Annotated in this window: 16 protein-coding genes; 8 read left to right on the forward strand and 8 right to left on the reverse strand. The window is 40.6% G+C overall.

Annotated elements, in window-relative coordinates:
* Positions 1–36: 36 nt before the first annotated feature.
* Positions 37–1,953 carry a sigma 54-interacting transcriptional regulator gene (locus H6541_01110; protein MCB9014362.1) on the reverse strand — a complete coding sequence of 639 codons (1,917 nt, stop codon included), beginning with the start codon at positions 1,951–1,953 and terminating at the stop codon, positions 37–39.
* A 45-nt stretch (positions 1,954–1,998) separates the two neighbouring features.
* Positions 1,999–3,177, reverse strand: a complete 1,179-nt coding sequence (locus H6541_01115) for a putative C-S lyase (protein MCB9014363.1) — start codon at positions 3,175–3,177, stop codon at positions 1,999–2,001.
* Positions 3,178–3,543: 366 nt separating this feature from the next.
* On the opposite strand from H6541_01115, the gene H6541_01120 reads away from it, so the two are divergent.
* On the forward strand, positions 3,544–5,097 hold the full coding sequence (locus tag H6541_01120) for a hypothetical protein (GenBank protein MCB9014364.1): 1,554 nt from the start codon (positions 3,544–3,546) through the stop codon (positions 5,095–5,097).
* Positions 5,098–5,135: 38 nt separating this feature from the next.
* Positions 5,136–8,108 carry a DEAD/DEAH box helicase gene (locus H6541_01125; protein MCB9014365.1) on the forward strand — a complete coding sequence of 991 codons (2,973 nt, stop codon included), beginning with the start codon at positions 5,136–5,138 and terminating at the stop codon, positions 8,106–8,108.
* Between the two features lie 222 nt (positions 8,109–8,330).
* On the opposite strand, the gene H6541_01130 is transcribed toward H6541_01125, so the two are convergent.
* Entirely contained in the window at positions 8,331–9,515 is a 1,185-nt protein-coding gene (locus H6541_01130) for an HD domain-containing protein (GenBank protein MCB9014366.1), read from the reverse strand.
* A 153-nt stretch (positions 9,516–9,668) separates the two neighbouring features.
* Here H6541_01130 and H6541_01135 point away from each other — a divergent pair, with 153 nt between their 5' ends.
* The 5 genes from H6541_01135 to rlmF all read left to right on the forward strand — a co-directional run bounded on the left by H6541_01135 (position 9,669) and on the right by rlmF (position 16,382).
* Positions 9,669–10,718 (forward strand): hypothetical protein, encoded by a 1,050-nt coding sequence (locus tag H6541_01135; protein MCB9014367.1) that lies wholly within the window; start codon positions 9,669–9,671, stop codon positions 10,716–10,718.
* A 10-nt stretch (positions 10,719–10,728) separates the two neighbouring features.
* Complete coding sequence (locus H6541_01140) at positions 10,729–12,333, forward strand: ankyrin repeat domain-containing protein (protein ID MCB9014368.1); 1,605 nt, start codon at positions 10,729–10,731, stop codon at positions 12,331–12,333.
* 221 nt (positions 12,334–12,554) lie between these two features.
* The gene (locus H6541_01145) at positions 12,555–13,103 is read left to right on the forward strand and encodes a hypothetical protein (GenBank protein MCB9014369.1); all 549 of its coding nucleotides are present in this window, start codon (positions 12,555–12,557) and stop codon (positions 13,101–13,103) included.
* 650 nt (positions 13,104–13,753) lie between these two features.
* Entirely contained in the window at positions 13,754–15,142 is a 1,389-nt protein-coding gene (gene dgt / locus H6541_01150) for a dNTP triphosphohydrolase (GenBank protein ID MCB9014370.1), read from the forward strand.
* A gap of 244 nt (positions 15,143–15,386) precedes the next feature.
* Positions 15,387–16,382: a 23S rRNA (adenine(1618)-N(6))-methyltransferase RlmF gene (gene rlmF / locus H6541_01155; GenBank protein MCB9014371.1), complete on the forward strand. Its 996-nt coding sequence runs from the start codon at positions 15,387–15,389 to the stop codon at positions 16,380–16,382.
* Between the two features lie 22 nt (positions 16,383–16,404).
* On the opposite strand, the gene H6541_01160 is transcribed toward rlmF, so the two are convergent.
* Complete coding sequence (locus H6541_01160) at positions 16,405–17,319, reverse strand: glutaminase (GenBank protein ID MCB9014372.1); 915 nt, start codon at positions 17,317–17,319, stop codon at positions 16,405–16,407.
* Between the two features lie 174 nt (positions 17,320–17,493).
* Between H6541_01160 and H6541_01165 the strand changes: the two genes are divergently transcribed.
* Positions 17,494–20,487: a response regulator gene (locus H6541_01165; protein MCB9014373.1), complete on the forward strand. Its 2,994-nt coding sequence runs from the start codon at positions 17,494–17,496 to the stop codon at positions 20,485–20,487.
* Between the two features lie 69 nt (positions 20,488–20,556).
* Here H6541_01165 and H6541_01170 read toward each other — a convergent pair whose 3' ends face one another.
* From H6541_01170 to H6541_01185, 4 genes are read right to left on the reverse strand one after another with little or no spacing between them, the layout of a single operon-like run.
* Positions 20,557–21,375, reverse strand: coding sequence for a phosphate ABC transporter ATP-binding protein (locus H6541_01170; protein MCB9014374.1), 819 nt, complete (start codon positions 21,373–21,375; stop codon positions 20,557–20,559).
* Positions 21,376–21,380: 5 nt separating this feature from the next.
* Entirely contained in the window at positions 21,381–22,235 is an 855-nt protein-coding gene (gene pstA, locus H6541_01175) for a phosphate ABC transporter permease PstA (protein MCB9014375.1), read from the reverse strand.
* Positions 22,232–23,074 (reverse strand): phosphate ABC transporter permease subunit PstC, encoded by an 843-nt coding sequence (pstC, locus tag H6541_01180; GenBank protein ID MCB9014376.1) that lies wholly within the window; start codon positions 23,072–23,074, stop codon positions 22,232–22,234. Before pstC ends, pstA begins: the two co-directional genes overlap by 4 nt.
* Before the next feature lie 48 nt (positions 23,075–23,122).
* On the reverse strand, positions 23,123–24,061 hold the full coding sequence (locus H6541_01185) for a substrate-binding domain-containing protein (protein ID MCB9014377.1): 939 nt from the start codon (positions 24,059–24,061) through the stop codon (positions 23,123–23,125).
* Positions 24,062–24,073: the final 12 nt, after the last annotated feature.

Consider the following 24,073-nt stretch of genomic DNA (forward strand, 5'->3'; position numbering starts at 1 on the left):
CAAAGAAGAGTTTTTGTTTAACAGTTGTTCTATTCATTAAACAGGCGTAATGCCATGCCTTTTCATTTTCTCATACAGCGCATTTCTGCTGATACCGAGAGCTTTGGCAGTGTGGCTGATGTTGTTGGTGTATATGGTAAGTGCTTGTTCAATAGCATTCTTTTCGGTAATTGCCAGGCTTGAAACAACATTTGATTTGCTTGTCTCCCTTTCAACCGGAGAATGATTACCCGAAGTTTGCATGGAGAAAGAGTTGGGGTCAAAGGAAAGATCTCCGCCCAGGTTTACAAATTTTTCAATAAAATTTTCAAGTTCTCTGATGTTGCCTGGCCAGTTATAGTGAGTTAATTCAATAAACAATTGTTTTCCGATTTCAGGAACAGCTTTTTTAAGTTTAACTGATTTCAGATGCAGAAAGTACTGGATTAAAATGGGGATGTCTTCTCGCCGTTCACGAAGAGCCTGAATGTGTATAGGAATGACGCTTAGTCTGTAAAAAAGATCGCTTCTGAAATTTCCCTTTTCAATTTCTTCTTTCAGGTTCTTATTTGTTGCTGCAATAATGCGTACATCAACAGGTATTTGCTTGTTTCCGCCAACCCGGGTAATGGCTCCTTCCTGAATGGCTCGGAGCAGTTTCACCTGCATCTCAACAGGCATTTCACCAATTTCATCTAAAAAAAGAGTGCCTCCATGAGCCAGTTCAAATTTGCCCGGACGCCCGCCTTTATTAGCTCCGGTAAAAGCTCCTTCGTCATATCCAAACAGTTCACTTTCAATAAGAGAAGGCGAGATAGCACCACAGTTGAGAGCAACAAAACCATTGTCAGCACGGCTGCTGTAATTGTGCATGGCCTGGGCAATAACTTCTTTGCCGGTTCCGCTTTCGCCGGTAATCAAAACTGTTGAAGGGCTGTCTGCCACTGTTCGGGCATATTCGGCCACGCGTTTCAGTTCGTCACTTTCTCCTATTAAATCTTCAAATGTGTAACGGGCATTCATGCCCATATATTTGTTTACTATCTTGTACACACGTTTCATCTCCCGGAAGCTGATAACCATTCCGTCAATGCGGCCATCGGGTAGTGTAATCGGATAGGCATTCATGCTAAAATCCTCTTTGCCTGCGGATGTTTTCAGGTTAATGTCTTCATCCATGACAATCCGGTTTGAACTGACCATGTTGAGGTATTTTTGCCATTCAGGCAGAATGACCGAAAATTTTATCCCCGGCAGGCTGTCGTTAGGCTGTTTAAGTAGTTTGTGAGCCATCTTATTGGCTGAACGAATATATCCTGAATCGTCAAGCGAAATTACGGCCAGTGACAGGCTGTCCATAACAGTGTTTATAAATCTGACCGATTCTTTCAGCCTTTGTTCATTGAGCTTGTTTTGAAGTTCATTTTCGATGGATGTAACTGCTGCTACAACAAGTCCCAATGTATGCGGGTGGACAAGTTCGCTGCTTCCGGTCAGGTTGACAGTGCCAATTATCTGGCCGTCTTCATTGTGAATGGGAGCAGCAGAGCATGTCCATTGGTGGTAAGCGTTGATAAAATGTTCGGAAGATGAAAGCTGAACAGGAGCATTTTCGCTGATGGCCACTCCCATGGCATTGGTGCCGATACTTTTTTCGTTCATAAAGGCGCCAACCACCATGTTTAGTTTTGCGGCAGCTTTTACAGGTGTTTCATCTCCTGTAATACGCAGGATACAACCTTCGTAGTTGGTAAGTACTGCAATAAATCCTGAGCCATCCAGAAATTTGTACAGGAGGTCGAGAAACGGGCCTGCTACTTCAATCAGATGCTGGCTTTCTCTCAACACTGCCTCGCGCGCTTCTCCCTGAAGTATTTGAGATGGATAAACCTGTTCTTTGTTTATACCGAACTTTCTGCTTCGCTCATGCGATTCGCGGATAATATCTTCCTGTTTCCGGTTTTTGCGTGCCATAAACGGCTTATTTTTTTACAAAAATAGGCAAAATTGCAAAAAGTGTCATTTTTCTGAGCAGTTAAATGCCGTTTTAAGCTGTTCAAGCGCCTGAGTAAGGGTTGCACGAGGGCAGGCGAGATTTATCCGCATAAAACCTTCCCCGCCAATGCCAAATTGAACGCCTTCGTTCAGGCCGAGTCTGGCTTCTTCGATCATAAACTTTTTCAATTCCTTGTCATTCATGCCGGTGCTGCTGAAATCCATCCAGGCCATATAGGTTGCTTCCGGACGAATTACTTTGATGCCGGGAAGATGTTTTTGTGTGAAATTGATAAGTGTATTGATATTGCCATCAATATAATCGAGCAGTTGTTCAAGCCACGCATCGCCATGTGTATAGGCAGCCGTGGAAGCCACCGTCCCAAAAATATTGCCCATGTCGATGTGCAGGGCGTCAAGTATTTTCCGGAACTTTTTCATTAGCTGAGGGTTGCTGATGATAACCGATGATGTTGCCATTCCGGCAATATTAAATGTTTTGCTGGGCGCATTCATGGTGATGGTTCGGGCTGCAATTTCAGGAGAAATGGATGCCAGAACAGTGTGTTGATAACCTCGGTTTACCAAATCACTGTGAATTTCATCTGAAATTATCAGCACATTGTATTTAAGACAGATGTCGGCCATTTTTTTGAGTTCGCCGGCTGTCCATGCATTGCCGCCCGGATTATGAGGATTGCTTATAATAAGCATTCTGGCTCCATCGCGACAAAGCTCTTCCAGGTTTTCATAATCCATTCGGTATCGGCCGTTGTCCATGATTAACGGATTGAATACCAGCTTTCGCCTGTGTTTTTTTACAGCATCAAAAAACGGGAAGTATACAGGCGGCTGAACAATAATTTTTTCTCGTTGCCGGGTAAATGCAAGCACAGCCATGTTTACAGCGGGGACGATCCCTGGCGAAAAAGCAATCCAATCTTGTTGAATTTTCCAGTTGTGGCGGCGTTTTATCCATTCAATCAATGAAGTGTAATAGCTTTCAGGACGGATGGAGTACCCCAGAATTTCATGTTTGGCACGTTCCCGAATGGCTTCCATAATAAAATCAGGCGTGCGGAAATCCATATCGGCAACCCACATGGGAATCAAATTTTTATCGCCAAAAAACAATTGCCTTAAATCGTATTTTACACATGAAGTGTTGCTGCGGTCAATAATTTCATCAAAGTTATATGTCATGATCTAGTAGCTGATTGATTCAAATGTTAAAATGGATAGTTTCCTGTTCCATGGCTCACAAAATTAGTTATTCGTTTGCTCAATCATGATTTATTCCGAAATTTCATATTTTTATTATTGGGCTTGTCATGCGGTTGCCGGCTCATTGCTTTGATTTTTTTTATCTTTACCGGTGATCAAAAAATGTAAATTTCGGATTAACTTATTCATTCACTGCCTCAAATTGTCGGGCAGGCCAGTTTATGGTTGTCTTTTTGGTTCTAAATCAATACCTGGTAATTTATAAAAGTTGAAATGTCGATAAAAAATAGATTGTTTTCGGGTATAAACAGCCTTTGTTTATTTCTATTTGTGTTTTTGTTTCCAATGAACTTGAATGCACAAAAAACATGGAGTTATGCAATTGGATTTGAGGAAATTCATATTCCTGGTTTGCCCGGATTACATTCTTATGCTTATGCACAACATAATGGTAAATGGCTGGTTGTGGGCGGCCGAAAAGATGGTATTCATGCGCGGCAACCATTTAATGCTTTCCCTGAGTCGCAAGGCAATGCCGATATTTATGTGATTGATGTGGCCTCAAGGCAATTTTGGGTTGCTCCTTTAAATGTATTGCCAGCCGGAATTTTTGAACAGTTGCAATCAACCAACATTAATTTTTATCAGGATAGCGATACACTTTATCTTATAGGAGGTTATGGGTTTTCACAAACAGCCGGAGGCTATATCACTTTCCCGAACCTTACTTCCATACAAGTTTCATCTGTTGTTAACGCTGTAATCAATGGTTTGCCATTCAATAACTATTTTAAGCAAATGGCTGATAGTGTTTTTGCTGTGACCGGCGGAGGATTGGGCAAAATAGGGGATAGCTTTGTACTGGCTGGTGGTCAGCGGTTTAATGGCCGTTATAACCCAATGGGACATCCCAGTTACGTTCAGAAATATACCAATCAGGTGAGCTTTTTTGAGCTTAATAATCATAATGCGCTGCCCGGTTTCAGCAATTATTCAGCATTGGCCGATCCGATACATTTGCGGCGTCGCGACTATAACCTGCTTCCCCGCATTTTCCCTGATGGAACAAAAGGATATATTATTTCGTCAGGTGTTTTTCAGGTTAATGCTGATTTGCCTTTTTTTCATCCTGTCGAAATTACAAATAGTGCCATTAAACCCAGAACAGACTTTAATCAATACCTGAGCAATTACCATACAGCAAAAGCCAGCTTTTTTAACTCAGGCAGTCATGAAATGAATTATTTGTTTTTTGGAGGCATAGGTTATTACTTTTATCGAAATGACACTTTGTATCAGGATAGCCTTTTGCCTTTTGTAAATACGATAAGCCGCTTAAACTGTAAGGCTGATGGTTCGTTCCAGGAGTTTCAGTTGCCTTTTGAGATGCCTGATTTTAATACAACGGGTGCTGAGTTTATATTAAACCATGATTTGCCTCACACCGAACGCGATATCATTTTGCTTGACGAAATACAGGCTGATACCTGCATTGCCGGATATGTGTTAGGTGGTATTGGCAGCCCGCTTTCAAATCCTTTTAGTTTTAACCAAACCAGCGAAACCAGCGCGAGTGAAGTTATTTATGCTGTAAAACTTTATAGAAACGATTCTGTGGATGAGCAGGAGATCAAAGGCGATAATCCTTATGCATGTGCATTGAAATATGATGTTGAGAACAACATAGTTACTGCTCTTTTTGAGCTGAGAGATGTTGTGCCGGTTAACTATTTTGTGTCAACTGAAGCCGGGATAATCATTGATGAAGGCGAGTTACATAATCTTACCTCCGGGAGAAATGAGCATGAATTTACTGCCATGATGGGGCCGAAAATGCTCATGATTACCCTGGTTTTTGATCACCGGTTTTTCGTTACAAACCAATTGATGATTAAATAGAACGATATAGTTACTTTTTTGCTGAATTACTTTTTTGTATGGTTGAAGATGATGTGCTGGTTGGAATTCTCAAGACAGCAATTCCGTTTGGATTTACTATTTATCCCTATGTGTGCGTTCAGAATAAGGCCGGTTATTATACTGTAAAAGAACGACTTACTTCTCAAAGTAAGGATTTTCCTGTGCAATTTAAAGCGATAGCAGAGGAAATGGTAGCATTATCAGAGTCTATTGAGCCTCAGAAACTGGTTTCAACATTTTCAAAGAAAGCTGTTTCACCAGCAGTTTTTTTTGAAAAGGTGGATAAGAAACTGAAAGAAGAGGTTATCCGGACTAAGGTTGATAAAGCGCTGTTTCGGATGATTAGTTTAATGCAAGAGCATCAACTGCAGTTGTTTGACAGCAGGCAAATGCCCAATCTTTATACCGAAGATCAGATACATATTTACCAGGAAGTAGCTGAAGCACGATTGAAATTCAAACAGACTGAAAATGGGACACTTTACACGTTCGAAGCTTTTTTAAAAGGTCATCAGGTAAACCTTCAGCATCCCTCAAATATCATTCTTACCCGTGAACCTTGCCTGTATATTTCAAACAACCGGTTATTTGCATTTGATGAAAGTATCAATGGAAAGTTACTGCTGCCTTTTCTGTCAAAAGAGTTTATTGAAATACCCAAGCGCATGGAAGCGCAGTATTTTGGTACATTTATTAAGAAGATTGTAAATCGGTGTCAGATTGAAGCTGAAGGCTTCAGTATTTTCGAAAGTGATATTTTGCCCCAGGCCCGGTTGTTGCTTGAGAACGACTGGCAGGGAAAAACAGGTTTGATACTCATGTTTGGCTATGGTGAAAAGCAATTATTGGCCAATTATCCTCAACAGGTTATTACTGAGCTTAGTTCTGATAAAAAGGGTTTTGTGTTTCATCGCCTTCATCGCAAGTCTGCAGTGGAGAAACAAAAGATTGAATTTTTAAAGTCGCTTGGTCTTCTGCAGTTTGAGTCTGTTTTCAGGTTGAATTCAGCAGGCGGGCCTGCGACCATTTTTGACACGGTAAATTGGATTATACAAAACAGGCAAATACTTGCCGTGCATGGGTTTGAGATTATTCAGCCGGGAGAAGAGAAATACTGCTTTGAGCCTGTTTCTTTCAAAGCATCGTTGCAAACAGATAATGACTGGTACGATTTAAATGCTATTGTTCAGACAGGTGCTTTTTCTATTCCTTTTTATAAATTCAGAGAACATATTTTATCAAACCGCAAGGCTTATCTATTGCCCGATGGCGCATATTTTGTAATACCCGATACATGGTTTTCGCGTTATCGTGAAGTAATGCTTTTTGCAAGGATACGAAATGAAAAACTGAGTCTTCAAAAACATCATTACCGATTGTTGCGCGGGTTTAATTTTCCGGAAATTGATGATTTGATTTCCAATGAAACCCTTCAGGAATCATTCACCCTTCCTCCGCTTCAAAATGTGAGTTTGCGCCCCTACCAGATATATGGTTTTGGATGGATGAAAAGGCTTGGTCGTCAGGGTTTTGGATGTTTGCTTGCTGATGATATGGGTTTGGGTAAAACACTCCAGATTATTGCATTACTGGTTTCGTATTATGAGCCATGGATGGACAAAAACTCATGTGATGATATTCTTTTGCCTGCTCAATCAAAAGGAAATGGAACGCAGCTTGATTTGTTTGGCGGGCAGCAGCCAGCCGGTTTTCATGTTATTGTTCCAAAACCGCAGGTGAAAGTGTCTTCAGAAAAACATCCATGCAGCCTGGTGGTGATGCCGGCTTCATTGATTCATAATTGGAGATATGAAATTATGCGTTTTGCGCCCGGACTTAAAGTGTATGTGCACACCGGAGCCGGCCGAAAGCTTTCGGCTGATGTACTCAAGCGAAACAATATAATATTGACAACTTATGGCACTTTGCGCAACGATATCGGTTTTCTTGAGGGTTATAAGTTTGGATATGTTATTCTTGACGAAAGTCAGAACATTAAGAATGCGCTCTCAAAAACGGCCACAGCAGCTTTCAGGTTGAATGCTTATTTCAGGGTTGCGTTAACAGGTACACCTGTTGAAAACAGCCTGACCGATCTCTGGTCACAAATGGATTTTCTGAATCGGGGGTTGCTGGGAAGTCTTCACGATTTTACCAATCACTATGCTGCTGTTCTGGCTGATAATCCTGAGCATGAAATTGGGGCTGATTTATTGAAAATAATTGAACCATTTTTATTGCGCCGAACCAAGGAAGAGGTTGCTGCCGACCTGCCGCCGGTATCTGAAACCGTTAGTTTTTGCAACATGGACGACGGACAACAGAAAATGTATGAACGTGAAAAATCAAAAATACGCAATTACTTCCTCTCAGGAGGTGATGATATCAATGTTGAGAATCCTTCCGTTATGGTTTTGAGGGCTTTGATGCAACTGAGGCAGATTGCTAATCACCCCAAACTTGTAGATGCATCGCTCAACACGGGCAGTGGTAAATTTGATGAAGTAACCGAAAAGCTTCAAACGGTTTTGGCCGAAAATCACAGGATTCTTGTTTTTTCCTCATTTGTAAAACACTTAAAACTGATTGAAACCTGGTGCAACGATATGGGTATTCGTTATGCATTGCTCACGGGCAGCACTCATAAGCGTGAAAAAGTAGTAAATGAATTTAAAGCTGATAAAAGTATCCGTTTGTTTCTTATATCATTAAAGGCAGGCGGAGTAGGGCTTAATCTGGCTGAAGCCGGTTATGTTTTTATACTCGACCCATGGTGGAATCCGGCAGCTGAAATGCAGGCTGTCAGCCGGGCGCATCGTATAGGCCAGGACAAAAACGTGTTTGTTTACCGTTTTATTACCAAGGATACAGTTGAAGAGAAAATATTACGTCTGCAGGAACGGAAAACCAGTCTGGCGCAGGCTTTTGTTAAAGCTAACAGTGCTCTTTCCGGACTGAGTGCCAGCGAAGTAATGGAGATGTTCGAGTAATTTTTTTATAGTACTGTGTTGAAGTTTGGAATGGTTGCATGCTTACAGTGTCTCATTCTGAAGAGTCTGTAAAGAGTGGCGTAAATTCTTTCGTTTTCTATGTCTGAGACCTGGAATTGGTTAAAACATAGCAGTAGTTTTTCCTGCTGACCATAAAAGTGCAAAAAGGTAAAGCACTCAAGCATTTCAGCCGTTTGATTGAAGTGTACGAACCACTGCGACCTATGCAGTCGCATTCATAAAAACAAGGTTTGCCAGAAAAACAATGACTGTAATTATGATGCCAATCATAAATACATTGTAGGCGATTTTAACGAGCCTGAATTTTTTTGCCAGAATTTTTCCCAACGAATACTGGTTCTTTATCATGGTGGAATAAAGATGCTCATCGTCTTTAAACATATTTTTTAAGGCTTTATGATACTCTTCGTATTCCATATCGATAAAGTTTCCGAAGAAAATCAAATCAACATTGTTATTGCGCAGGTCTTCTTCAGTAAATTTTGTTTTCACAATATTGGGCCGGGTTGATAAAATAGCAATGATAATGGTGATTAAACAAATAACCAGAAATACAAGAATTGGCAGAATATCTGATGCCATGTTGCCAATATTACCAGCCAGCATCGTGATGATAATTGATATTATAATGGCATTTACTGAAATGAGGATATTGGATTTGTTGTCTGCAATTGAGTTCAGATTGATTTGATTGCGGGCGGTCAAACGGAATAAGGTTTCAACTCCTCTCGAATAATTAACGCTCTTTTTTTCCGTAGTCTCCTTTTTAATTTCAAGCATCTTTCTTCGTTTCATTCTTTCTGAAAGCCGTTTTGAAGCTGATTCTTTTAATGGTTGAAGAATCGTCTTCCCATATTCAGTAAAATAGGTGTGGTTTGCCAGAAATTCTAAACATTTTTTTTCATGCCCCTGGCGTCGGGCCATATCTGGTTGCTGAAGAGCGGTTTCTTCAATCAGTAAATCAAATTGTTCAATGGCACTTTCAGTGGCAATATACATCATGTCCGCGTCACAAAGTACCTCAGCTACTTTATCTGTTGGTTGCTGAGGTGTTTGCGTTGATCTGATAGTTGCTGAAATATATTCACTTGTTTCTTTGTCGATGCCATTTTCAGATAAAAACGATTCAGCAATCTTTACACTTTCCTCTTTGTTTGTATGATATGAATTGACGTATCCCACGTCATGAAACAATGAACAAATTTTGAGAGTGTTCATCTCGTCAGTAGTAAAGCCGGCATGGTTGCCGATTATTTCGGCATATTTTTTTACGAGCTGGGCATGGTTGAAATTATGAAAGATGATCTTTTCAGAAAGTTTTTCAGCCATTATTGACGAAATGTAATTTTCTGCTTCAGTTATCAGAAGTTCATTAATTTTCCCCATATTGCAAAGAAGTTTTATGGTCAAAAATAATAAAAATAAGTTCAGTAAAGAGGGCTTTTATATTTTTGAACAGTTCATTTTCAACTTTTTAGCCAGCTAACGGTTAATATTATGTTCATCATTCAAATAAGAACTAGTTTAAGGGGTTTGTTTATGAATAAAACTTTAGGTTTAATTGTGTTAGCCGGCTTTGTTTGCTTTGGCAATATAAAAGCTCAGCAAGAGAAGACAGGGCAAGCTATGATGCTGTTTCAGTCTGATGAAATACTGAACCTGAGGTTAGAAGCTGATTTTAAAACCGTATTTTCGGTGAAGGATGATTCTACTTACTTTCCTGCAGAAATTACGCTAACCGATAATGCAGGATTTACGCGTAAGATGGATGTTAAGATACGGACCCGTGGAAAAACCCGCCGTGAAAACGATGTCTGCCGTTTTACCCCGCTTCGTGTTCAGTTTCCCAAAAAGGAGACCGCCAACACGCCTTTTGAGGGGCAAAGGGCTATTAAACTTGTAACCCATTGTAATAAGCCTGATTTTAATGAACAAAACACAATAATCGAATATTTAATTTACCGCGCCTTTAATATATTGACCGATAGCTCTTTCAGGGTGCGACCAGCAATTATCGATTACATTTATACTGACAAGAAAGCTGATTCAATCAGAAAATTTGCCTTTTTTATCGAACGTGAAAAGCATCTGGCAGAGCGGCTGCATGCAGTTGAAATCGAGGAAAAAAAGATAAATCCATTCCGGTTGAATCCTTTCCATACCTGCTTGATGGATATGTTTCAATACATGATTGGCAATACAGATTATTCAACTTATGAATTACACAATATTATCCTAATCAGTGATTCATCACGCAGTTTACCTCCCGTGGCTGTACCCTATGATTTTGACTGGAGTGGTTTGATATCGGCTGTTTATGCAGTTCCTCATCCATTAATTCATACTGAAAAAGTAACAGAAAGGGTTTACCGGGGATTTAAAAAACAACCTGAAGTCATTCTTTATGCTATTCATCAGTTTAAGACCAGAAAACAGGAGATTTATCAATTGTTTGAAAATTTTGAAATGCTTGATGGTGACAGAAAAAAGCAAATAATCAGTTATCTGGATGAGTTTTATGATATTATAAATAATGACCGGCTGATTAAAATGGAATTTATTGATCGTGCAAGGGTGTTGCACAACTAAGTTCAGGAAGATGAAACAGGTTGTTGCCGGAATATGGATAGTTTTTTTGCTGTTTTGCGTCACAAGTTTGGCATTGGGGATGGAAAAGGATGAAAAATATGCAATCAAAGCCATTAAAGAGGGGAATGTAGAGCTGTTGCAGCTCTACCTGAAAACCCATTCAGACCCGAATTGTGTGTTTAGCAACGGTAAAACCGGTTTGTTTTATGCCATTGTTTTCGATCAGTTTGTAATCAGCGAGTTTTTGCTCAAAAACGGAGCCGACCCGAATTTTTTGTCAGGGGCGCATTCAACGCTTATTTGGGCGGTAAAATACCGGCGCAGCAGAATTTTAAGATTGCTGATTGAATACGGGGCTGATGTAAATAAGTCTGATGGCAAACGCAATACTCCGTTGATTTATGCTGCAGAATTTGACAATCCTGAGATTTGTAAAATTCTTATTGACAGAGGCGCTAATCCGCTGCATGAAAATTTAAAAGGGAAAAAAGCCAGCGATTTTGCGTTCCTTTCCGGTTTATCTCCCTTGTATAACTACCTGCTTTTAATGGAGAAGAAAAAGAAAATGGAGGTGTCCGTTCCTTCCATGCAGGATGGGCCTTATATTTTTTGGGAAAACAGTTCACGTCTTGTTTTGACTTATTATGAACGCATTCAGCCCCAAAACCTAACCCGCCTTATTGAGAAAACCATTGAAACAGGAATTACAGATACAGTCGCCGATGGAATAGGATGGGACTCTAATACATACCCGTTACGACATGCATATTCGGCAAATCCATGGAATATAAAAACTTCCGGCGATATTTTTGTTATTGGCGATATCCATGGCCAGTACAAGGCCCTTCTTCATCTTTTGATTAATAATAAAATAGTTGATTCGGATAAAAACTGGATTTTTGGAAATGGTCAGCTTGTTTTATTGGGTGATATTTTCGACAGAGGGGAAATGGTTACTGAAACATTATGGTTCTTGTATATGTTGGAAATTCAGGCCCGTAAGGCTGGAGGTAATGTGCATGTTTTGCTTGGTAATCATGAAATTATGGCCTTAATAGGTGATCATCGGTATTTGAATTATAAATACAGTTATTTTACTGATTATATGCAGATGTATTATTTTCAGCTATATGAGAAAAATACTGTGCTGGGCAAATGGTTGCGCAAACAAAATGTTGTGGCGAGGATTAATGATTACTTGTTTCTGCATGCCGGAATTTCGCCCCGGTTCAAAGCCTTGGGCATTGCTGTTTCAGAGGTAAACACAATCGTTCAAAACTATTTAAATTCCGATTATTTGATAAAATCCGGGAGCCCTGAAGAGGCTGTACTGGGCTCTTTTGGTCCACAATGGTACAGAGGGTATATGAATCCGGAAGGCGCTGATAATGAGTTGACTCAGGGTTTTGTTGATAATTATTTAAGCACAAATGGGCTGAAGAGAATGGTTTTAGGGCATAATGAACAAGTGATGATCAATACTTCCTTTGACGGGAAGATAATTTCAGCTGATGTGGAAATCCGTGAAGACGGTAAAACAGCCCAGGGATTGCTTATCTCAGGCGACAACTTATTCAGATGTTTGTCAGATGGCACCCGGGTTCCTGTTGAGTAATTTATTTCGGAAAAGTTTTTGTAATGCTTAAATGTTTAACCCTGTGTTTACATTTTCCAGGGGTCGCCTCTATTTCTGTCCTTAATTAGTGCTCAGTTTTTTCTTTTTCTATCCGGTTTGTTTAATCCGATTTAACATCATTTAATCTAATTTTCATTTAGTTAACATTTGCGGGTTAGTGGTTAGACTAATTTTAATCTGATAATCTCAAAATTTAACAAATGGAAAAAAATTACTCACTTTTAGCAGCTGTGCTGTTGTTGGTCACGGCAAGCAACCTTAGCGCACAGATTGATTCAGCGCAATCATCGAAAAAAAACCAATCCTGTCAGCAATTTAGCAAAGGGAGCAGTCAGATTGGTCTTGAACATCTTGGGGTTCACTATGCATATGGCAGAGTTTATGGAACCATAGGCCTTCGCTATGGCTATTTTATAGCCGACAACAATCTTCTGTTTATGAATGCAGGTATTGATTCATACGATACATTCTACAGAAAGTACAGATTAGGGCTAAATTACAGACATTATTTCATGTCTGGTATGGCTAAACCTTTTGTGCAGGCCGGATTAAGCAGCATTTGGGAAGATTATAAATATCAGAATACCGGCGAATTTCAGCACAGTTTTCGTAAATCGATTGAAGGGAATATTGGCGGGGGAGTGTCATTCCAAATCAGGAGGTTTGGATTTGAGGCAGGTATGCAGCTTCGCATCAATGGTGATAATACCAGTTTGGCTCCAAAGGTGGGTGTATCTTTTACATTTTGACGGGTTATTGTAAAGGTCGAATTTAGTTTTAGGCGTAGCCTCCAGAAATGCTCGTTCTTTTGAAACCCATCATTAATGTATGGTTGTATAATTTATGCTATGGGTGAACGTTGAATAATCCCAGGGCTGAGAACAAACCCGGCGTTTATCTAATTGGAGAAATTAAACCTCGAAAGTAAAAAAGCGTGATTAAGTACATCCTTTCCATATTTTAAAGGGAGGGATTGCCTTCTTATTATTTTCGTGTCTGGGTGGTGCTTAAATGTTAGACCCACGTTTATTTATTAAACATTTCCAGATTGGTTAAGGATAAACCCAATGAGTTAAAATATATGAACCCCGGGCTCCAATTTAAAGAGATGTATCTTAGCATCTTGGAAAACTATTTATCGAATGAATGACCTGCTTGCAAGCTGGTTTTATTTTGATTTGCTGTTGCGTATTGCCTTATATTGAATCTGTTATGGTAAATCTGCATGATAAATGCCATGAGAGATGATGAGATGATTGGAACGGGTACTTTGATATATTTACTTAACCTCTTTTATTTTCGTTTTATTAATCCCGATTCAATCTGACAGAAATCATCCTGAATGCTTATTTTCGTGCGTCGTTAGCCAATCAAAACTAACGCAGATTTTAGCAGCATGATGAACTGGATAAATTGCTTTTCGGACGACAGGTATGGTAAAAACAGCACCGATAAAGGTATTCGCTCTGAGTTTGAGATTGATTGGGACCGTATAATATTTTCAAGCCCGTTTCGCCGTCTTCAAAATAAAACACAGGTATTTCCTTTGCCTGAAGAGGTTTTTGTGCATAACAGGCTGACTCATTCGCTCGAAGTGGCCAGTGTTGGCCGGTCATTAGGGGCGATTGTAGGGCAGGGGCTGGTTGATCAATGTGCAGAAATTCAGTATCATAAAGAAGCCGGAGATTTTTACCGGAATGATCTGAAGCATGTGATTGCAGCATCCTGTTTGTCGCATGATATGGGAAATCCGGCTTTTGGCCATTCAGGAGAAGACGCCATCTCTAAATATTTCCGCGACAGGGTTTCTGACAAAACAGCCGATTTGGACTTCCGAAATCTGTTTAATGATGCCGAATGGAGCGATTTGACCAACTTTGAAGGCAATGCCAACGCTTTGCGCGTGCTCACCAAACAACCTTTTGGCCGGCTCCCGGGTGGGTTCCGGTTAACATACAGCACCCTGGGAGCTATGCTTAAATATCCTTGCGAATCGTTGGCATCTGTTAAAAAGGGGCCTATTCATCGTAAAAAATATGGCTTTTTTGATATTGACAGGCCGGTTTTTTTGGACATTGCTCAAAAGTTAAATATGATTCCTGAACATGACGGCTCGCTTTTGACATTTAAAAGGCATCCTTTTGTTTTTTTGGTGGAGGCTGCTGATGATATTTGCTATAATGTGATTGATTATGAGGATGCACATCGCCTGAAAATATTATCTTATGATGAGGTGGAAAAACCTTTGCTCGCAATTATTGAGAATTCTGAAAAAGAGCTGATTGATAAAACCAAGGATAATCTGAAGGCCCTGAAAAATGATAAAAATGAAGCAGTTGCCTACCTCAGGGCAAAATCAATCAATTGTCTTACCCGTAAATGTGCTGATTCATTCCTGCAGCATCAGGATAAAATTATTCAGGGGCAGTTTAACCAATCATTGATTGATTCTTTGACTGATATTTCTGAAATACTGAGCGAAATAAGTGCAAATTCTGTCAGTCGGATTTACAATCATGAGTCGGTAGTGCGTATTGAACTTGCCGGTTTTCACATTATGTCGGGACTGATTGAGGATTTTGTGGAATCTGCCCTGATAGAGAAAACCAAACGCACTAAGCGACACATCAAAACCTTGAATCTGCTTTCATCACAATATAGATTTGAAGAATCTGCCACGCCTTATGTGAAAGTGATGCATATTATCGATTTTGTTTCCGGTATGACCGATTTATACGCTTTAAAACTTTATCGGAATCTGAGAGGAATTGAAATGCCCCACATTTAGCTGTTTGACCATATTTGTCGCTATAATTGATTGAGTGCAATTCATGGTATTGTTAAATTATTTGATTTGTTTTGAACTGAATGTTGGTTTAATGCACTGAGAATTATAACAATATTGATATCTCTTTTTACTGTCAGGCTATTTACATGATAAGTCCCTTATCTTTGCAGCCAATCAAATTTGTTTTCCGGTAACATTTTTCGTCAGGTTTATTATCGGAACAAATCTCCTCAACCCATTTACTATGTCAGCCCCCAAAAAGGTTCATCCTGTTGTAAAAGACAGACTCCATCCGCTAAACAAACACCGTGCGCGATACGATTTTAAGGTATTGACCGAAGCCTTACCAGAGCTGGCTTCTTTTGTAACCATGAATGTTTATAACGATGAATCCGTTGATTTTTCAAACCCTGAAGCTGTAAAAGCACTGAATAAAGCACTTTTAAAATACTATTATGGTATAAATTACTGGGATATTCCCGAAGGATATCTTTGCCCGCCTATTCCGGGCCGGGCCGATTATATTCATCATATTGCCGGGTTTTTGCGAAGTAAAAATTATGGTAAATTGCCTTCGGGTAGCCATTTTGTTTGTTTCGATATTGGTGTTGGCGCAAATTGTGTTTATCCGCTTATCGGGCATCAGGAATATGGCTGGTCTTTTATTGGCTCTGATATTGATGCAGTTGCCATTGAGTCTGCACAAAAGATTGTTGATATGAATCCCGGCCTTTCTGAAAATATTTCCATCAGGTTACAGCCAGATAGCAGAGAAAAATTCTTCAGGATTATTCAAAAAGATGAATTGGTGGATTTAACGGTGTGTAATCCGCCTTTTCATGCCTCAATGGCAGAAGCGCAAGCCGGAAGTATTCGAAAAGTTACCAATCTGAAGCTGACAAAATCGGGGGAGGCTTTGCTTAATTTTGGAGGCAGGCATCACGAGTTGCTTTGCGAAGGAGGTGAAAGCAGGTTTATAGGTGATATGATTAAGCAAAGCAGGCAGTTTGCCGAGTCTTGTTTGTGGTTCTCAACATTGGTATCAAAGCAATCCAACCTTAAAGGTGTTTATGGCGCTTTGGGTAAAATTGGTGCGGTTGAAATTAAAACCATCCCTATGGGGCAGGGAAATAAGTCAAGCCGGATGGTTGCGTGGACGCTTCAATCTGCTGCACAACAGAAGAAATGGATGGATTTGCGCTGGAATTCCAATCATCATGTGAGTACGAGCGATCATTAAGTTTGTAATTTCAGGCGTACGACTAAAAAATAGACCTGGCAGTATAGGTTGTAAACAATTCAAGAGCCATCATTCCGGCAAGTGAATTTCCTGCATGATTTAGGCCCGGTGACCAAACAGCAAGCGTTAATTCGCCCGGCATAATGGCTACAATTCCACCGCCTACGCCGCTTTTTCCGGGAAGTCCAACACGGTAGGCAAACTCACCGCATTCGTCGTATAATCCACAAGTTTGCATCAATGCGTTTATACGTTTTGCCTGTCTTGAGTCGCAAATGGTCCGACCACTTTCGGGATCTTTTCCGCCATTGGCCAGAAAAAGAAATGAACGGGCCAGATCCACGCAATTCATACTTAATGCACACTGATGGAAGTATACGTCAAGCACTTCGTCAACCTGGTGATGAATGTTGCCATAGCTTTTTAAAAAATTGGCCAGGGCGGCATTCCTGTGCCCGGTTTCTTTTTCTGAAAAAGCTACTTCATTGTCGTAATTTATAGTTGAATTGCCCGAACAATTTCTGACAAAATCCAACAGATCGTCTAATGCGCAATGGCCGTTTCGGATGATACAGTCGGTAATTACCAATGCACCTGCATTGATAAAGGGGTTTCTGGGGAGTCCGTTCTCATATTCAAGTTGTACCAGCGAATTAAACGGATTGCCTGATGCTTCCCTGCCAACTCTTTTCCACAATTCATCGCCCAGTAAATCCATAGCCATTGCAAGGGTAAATACCTTTGAAATACTTTGAATGCTAAAATTTTCCCGGGCATCGCCTACAGTAAATATGTCGCCTTGAGTGGTGATAACTGCCATCCCAAACTTCCGGGGAGAAACCCTGCCAAGCGCCGGAATATATGAAGCAACTCTGCCATGTGACAACAATGGCGCCACTTCTTTATTTATCCGCTCAATAATTTTCTGATATTCCATAAACAATTGGGTGTCTGAAGTGCATCAAAAATAGCCATAAGTCTTGGGCTAATTTTCGGTATTTGAAATTAAGTTTGATTGAGTGCAAACTACCTTGGTTTTGCGATGTTTCATTAAACCTAACCATGCAAAATTACAGGAATATTCTATTTTTGTGCTTACAACTAATATGTCATGATAAATTCTCCCTACGCACTCCTTTCGAAAAAATTTCATTTTGATGATACGGCTTTTACCAGCCTGATGAAAAAGCGAATCTATAATGTATTGCTGATTGCCAGCAATTACGATAGTTTTGTTCTGGAAGGCGATGGCCGCATTGATGAACAAATATTTAATGAATATGTGTCGCTCAGTTTGCGGTATCCACCCCAGTTTATTCAGGTGTCGTCAGAAAAAGATGCTTTGGTTGCCATTGAAAATCAACATATAGATTTGATAATAACCATGCTTAGCATGGGTAAAAGTGACAGTTTCGATTCAGCACGAAGGCTTAAGGAACTTTATCCCTCAATTCCGATTGTGGTGCTTACTTCCTTCTCGCGCGAAGTAACTATGACAATTGCCAAGGCCGATTTGTCAGCCATCGATTATGTTTTTTGCTGGTTAGGAAATGCCGATATCTTGTTGGCCATCATTAAACTGATTGAGGATAAAATGAATGCCGAGCATGATATGAAAGAAGTTGGTGTTCAGGCGATTTTACTTGTGGAAGATTCTATCAGGTTTTATTCCAGCTATTTACCCAATATTTACAAGATTATCTTTAAACAGTCGAAGGCCTTTATGACCGAAGGTATCAACGAGCATCAAATGATGTTGCGTATGCGCGGTCGGCCTAAAATTTTGCTGGCTAACAATTATGAACAGGCTGTTGGCTATTACGAAAAGTATAAAAATAACCTCATCGGGATTATAACCGATACTTCATATCCGCGTAATGGGAAAGAAGATAAAATGGCCGGAATTCGCCTGATTGAAAAGATTAAAAAGGAGGATGCGTTTATTCCTTTACTGATGCAGTCGTCAGATATTTCGAATCAGGCATTGGCGCGCGAAAGGCGTGTTGGTTTTATTCACAAGCACTCCCAATCGCTCTCTCTTGAACTGCGCAACTTTATTATACAATATTTTGCGTTTGGCGATTTTGTTTTTATTGATCCTGAAACCAGGCTGGAAGTGGCACGGGCAGCCGACCTGAAGGCTCTTCAGCAGCGTATTTTTGAAATTCCTGACGACTCACTGGCTTATCATGTTTACAGGAATCATATATCAAAGTGGTTGTATGCCAGGGCATTGTTTCCGTTAGCAGAGCTGTTTCGCGATTTGCGACCCGGCGATTTTCAGGATTTGGACGAAATCCGCAGATTCATTTTTGATGCCATCGCCACTTTCAGGCTCAATAAAGCCAGAGGTATTATTGCTGAATTTAACCGCGAAAGTTTCGACGAATACCTGAGTTTTACCAGGGTAGGTCAGGGATCTATTGGCGGAAAAGCCCGTGGACTGGCCTTTCTCGATTCCATGATAAAGCGTAACAGGCTTTTGAATCATTGGCCCGATGTAATTGTAACAATTCCGCGTACGGTAGTGCTTGGCGCCGATATTTTTGATGAGTTTATGGAGGAAAACAGCCTTTATAAGCTGGCTTTATCGGGTGTAAGCGATGAAGAAATTCTGGATAGTTTTGTGGCAGCCCGCTTGCCGTTCAGACTGCATGAAGATTTGTATACTTTTATCAGCGTGGTAAAAAAACCGATAGCTGTACGCTCATCCAGCCTGCTCGAAGATTCATATTACCAGCCATTTGCGGGGATTTATTCAACCTACATGGTGCCGAATTTTGTAAATGATGAGCGCCTGACTATCGAAAATCTGAGCAATGCCATTAAAAGTGTTTATGCTTCGGCATTTTTTAAAGATTCCAAAGCATACATGAAGGCCACTTCCAATGTGATTGATGAGGAGAAAATGGCTATTGTGCTTCAGGAAGTTACCGGAACTCCTTATGGCGAAAAATTTTATCCAACGCTTTCAGGAGTGGCCCGTTCTATTAATTTTTATCCCATTTTGCCTGAAAAACCCGAAGATGGAATTGCCAATATCGCTCTTGGGCTGGGCAAATATATTGTTGATGGAGGACTTACACTGCGCTTTTCACCTAAATATCCACGCAAGGTGTTGCAATTGTCAACGCCTGAACTGGCATTGCGTGAAACCCAAAAGCATTTTTATGCGCTCGATTTAAGGCCTGGCAGCTTTACCCCTGCAGTTGATGATGCATGTAATTTGCTGAAAATGAATATTTCAGAAGCTGAAAAAGATGGCTCGCTTAAGCATGCTGCATCTACTTTTGACTATGAAAGCCATATGCTCAGAGAAGGAATGATGGGCGAAGGCAAACGGATTATTACCTTCTCTAATATCTTGTCTCACAATGTGTTTCCTCTGTCTGACATTCTTGCTACTTTATTGGAAACCGGACAGCGAGAGATGAGCAAACCCGTTGAAATTGAGTTTGCTGTTGACTTGAATCAGCCCAAAGGACTGCCTGCCATTTTTAATGTATTGCAAATCAGGCCTATTGTGGATAATCGTGAGGCAATTGAGGCTCATTTGGAAGATGTAAAGGAAAAAGATACTATTATTTATGCCCATTCTGCCCTGGGTAATGGTATTGTTCGTGATATTTATGATTTTGTGTATGTAAAACCTGAATCTTTTAATCCTGCTTCAAATCTCGAAACAGCCATCAGGGTTGGTGAATTGAATGAAAAATTTCTAGCAGAAAATAAGAATTATGTTCTTGTCGGCCCCGGCCGGTGGGGAAGCAGTGATCCTTGGTTAGGAATACCGGTTAAATGGCCTCAGATTTCAGCCGCCCGTGTTATCATCGAATCTGGTCTTGAGCATTATCGGATTGATCCCAGCCAGGGTACACATTTCTTTCAGAACCTTACCTCTTTCAGGGTGGGCTATTTTACCATCAATCCGTTTATTGATGATGGCTTCTATGACCTTGATTTTCTTGCAAAACAGCCGGTCGTATATGAAGATGAGCTGATCAGGCATATTAGGTTTCAAAATCCCATAGAGATTATGATTGATGGTAAGAAAAACCTGGGGGTTGTGATGAAGCCCGCAAATGATATTGAAAAAGGCGGATAATTGAACACGATTGCTTAAGACATGTGTTGTTTTTTGCTTTTATCAGGCCTTTTGCTACTGATGATGATATTAATTCCCATCAACCAGATAGGCCCTGAGTTTATCTGTTTGAGGATTGTTGAAAAGTTCGTCAGGACTTCCCTGCTCAATAATTTCGCCGTCATACATAAAAATAACATGGTCGGCCAGGCGTATAGCCTGCCGCAGTACGTGGGTAACCAAAACTATGGTGTAATGTTTTTTGAGCTCTTTGAATAGGTTTTCGATGATTTTACTTGAAATAGGATCGAGTGCAGAAGTTGGCTCGTCTGCTAGTATTATACTGGGTTTTACAGCTAATCCCCGCGCCAGACACAGCCTTTGCTGCTGACCGATGGAAAGGCTTGTGGCCGGTGCATTCAGCCTGTGCTTCACTTCTTCCCAAAGGCCTACTTCGCGCAGGTGTTTCTCAACACTGAATTCAATCAGTTTTTTGTCACGAATCCCTTTCAATTTAAGGCCGTAAGCCACATTTTTATAAATAGAAACTGGTAAAGGATAAGGGCGTTGCGAAAGTAAACCCATTTTCTGTCTGATAGCTGGTGTATGGGTTGTGGTATTCAGGATGTTATCTTTTTCAATATAGATATTGCCTGTAACAATTAACTCTTTATAAAGGTCGGTTAACTTGTTCATGCACTTGAGAAGCGTGGTTTTACCACAACCTGAAGGCCCGAGCAGGACAGTGATTTTATTACGAGGTATCTCTATGTTAACATTTTTAAGAATGTGATGATTTCTGGCATGAACATTCAGATGCTGAATCTTCAGAATCGGACAGGTATTTACAGCAGGGTTTATGTTTGTTGCTATTTCCCTGATAAGGGTTTCAGTTTCTGGTTCGGGCATGTTCATTATTTTAAATTGGTTCTTGAATATCGTTTTGAAAGGAAACGTGCTCCAAGGCTGATTATTAATATGATAGCTGTTAAGATTACAGCTGAGGCAAAGGCCCTTTCTCTTACTTCCGGAATGGGGGAGCCTAACTGAAAAAAAATAGCCAGGGGTAAGGTTGCTGCTGGTTCATCGAGGGTAACCGGCACATTATCAGTGTATCCGGCAGTAAAGAGGACCGAGGCTGCATCGCCAATGCCTCTTCCAAACGAGAGCAGGATAGCTGTAATGAAACCCGAAAAGCCTTGTTTGAATATGACATTGAATGCTGTTTCGGTGCGTGTTGAGCCCAGTGCCAGCGATGCTTCGTGCAGTCCTTTGGGAATTGTGCATAATACTTCATCAAAGGTGCGGACCATAATTGGTGAGATTAAAAGTGCAACTGTGATAATGCCAGCCAGCAACGAAGCATTCATGCCAAAGAACAGCATGAGTGCGAATCCAAAAGCTCCGTAAACAATGGAAGGTATGCCCCACAAGGCGTCAAGAAAGTAGCGGATGGTGTTTTGTGTGCGCTTGTGCCTGATGAGTTGTACATTGAGGTAAAGCGCAGCAGGCAAACCAATGGAAACAGCAATCAGAGTAGCTCCAACAGCGATGTAAAGTGAACCCATGATTGCATTCAGAACTCCGCCTTCACCACCGTAGTAATAACCTCCCTTGGGCGTTTTCAATATCATGTCGAAGTTAAGGGCATGAAAGCCTTTCACAAAAATAACGAGGATAATAAAAGCCAGAACGACTATAAGCGAGTAAGTCATAAACGCTGAAAGAAAAACAAAAAATCTTTCTTCTATGATTTTAATATGCCTCATTGCCTTTTGGTTTTATGTATCAGATATCTGAAAATAAGGTTAAACGCCAGGATAATTACCAGCAGCAAAAATGCTGCAAACATCAAGGCGGCATCGTACATGGGAATAGAGAGCATTTCTCCGTAGTTATTGGCAATTAATGCCGGAAGAGGATAGGCAGCATCTAATGGATTAATGGATACCTTAACCAGATTGCCCACAACCATCATCACTGCGATAGTCTCGCCAAATGCTTTGGCTATTCCCAGCCCGTAAGCTGAAATAATGCCCGGGTAGTTTCCCCTGATGACTACATGTTTCACTGATTCCCATTGGGTTGCGCCCATTGACAGGGCTGCTTCTTTTAATCCGGACGGGACAGTGTTAAAAACTTCAATCAGCATATTTAAAGTGTAAGGAATACACATAACCGCCAGAACAATGCCTCCGGAAAGGATTGAATAGCCTGATGAAGTCGTGTTGAACAACGGAGAAATATAATCGCTTACCAGAGGAACAATGATTAAAATTCCCCAAACTCCATATATAACTGAAGGAAGCCCGGCTAGTACATCAATTACCGGATGCATCACTTTTATCAGTTGTTTGGATGAGAATTGTGTGAGGTAAATAGCTGCCAGCAAACACACTGGCGCTGTAAAGAGGAATGATAATACAGTTACATAAAGCGAGCCAGCAATAAATGGCCAGAATCCGAATGCTCCTTTTGAAGGAGCCCATTGCGATGAAAATACCAGATGAATAAAACTATGCTGGTCAAACAAAGGAGCTGCTTTCAAATAAAGTCCGGTGCCAATTATCAGGGGAAGCAATAGTATGGTTATCATGGATGTAATCATCCATATACCGGTAATTTTATCAAAAAGCAGCCTTCTGATTTGCATGTGTTACTTTATTTTGTTCAGGTAGTTGTTGATTTTCTCCTGGTCAATGGGCACATAACCAGCCTCTTTTACAAATTTTTGTCCATCGGTGAGCACCCATTGTATAAAGTCGAGGGTTGCTTGTTTCTGAGGCTTCCCCTTTGAAACAAAATACAGTTCGCGCGCTGGTGGCGATGGGTAAACTCCATCAGCAATTGCTTTAAGTACACCATCAAAAGTTTCATAAAAATCTTCTTCTGGATCTATTTTTCCGTTGCCATTGATGTCAATGGGGATGATTTCCATACCCGGACGTTTTTTCCCGGTATTGATGTCGTAGGCAAAAATGGTGTTGTTAAAGCCGACCCCCAGTTTATCCTGGGCTACAGCATCGGCAAGGCCAGGGTCGCCGTAAATGCCTATCCCAAGTAAGTCTTCCTGCTTTCCGCCAAGGTATTTAGCCCAGGTTTCAGCAGCACCGCAAGCATCCGAACGGGTGTAAATGACAATTTTTTCATCCTGATCTTTTTGCAATAACTGACCCCAGCTTTTTACATTTCCATCAATAAAAATGGATTTAAAATCTTCTTTTGATAATCCTTTTTGTTTGATGTCGTTCAAAAAAGGATTCTGAACATTAATGGTTGGCACAACTGCATCAATCGTTAGGCCAACCCACCATACACCCTGGTTGATTTCTTCCTGTGATATTTCTCTTGAGAACATTCCCAAATCAACTGTTCCAGCCAAAGCATCAGCCATGCCTTTGCCGGCGCCGCCTCCCGATACGTTAAACCTGATTTCAGGATGAATTTTCTGATATTCTTCAGTCCATTTTACAGCCAGCGGATATAAGGCAAAAGCGCCTGAAAGACTGATGGTACTGTCCTTTTTTTTCTGTGAAGCACAGGATGAAAACATGATAGCTGCTGTTACGAAGCCGATGAAAAATGCTTTTTTCATATCATTGGTTTT

This window comes from Lentimicrobiaceae bacterium (genome assembly GCA_020636745.1).
Lineage (GTDB): Bacteria > Bacteroidota > Bacteroidia > Bacteroidales > Lentimicrobiaceae > Lentimicrobium.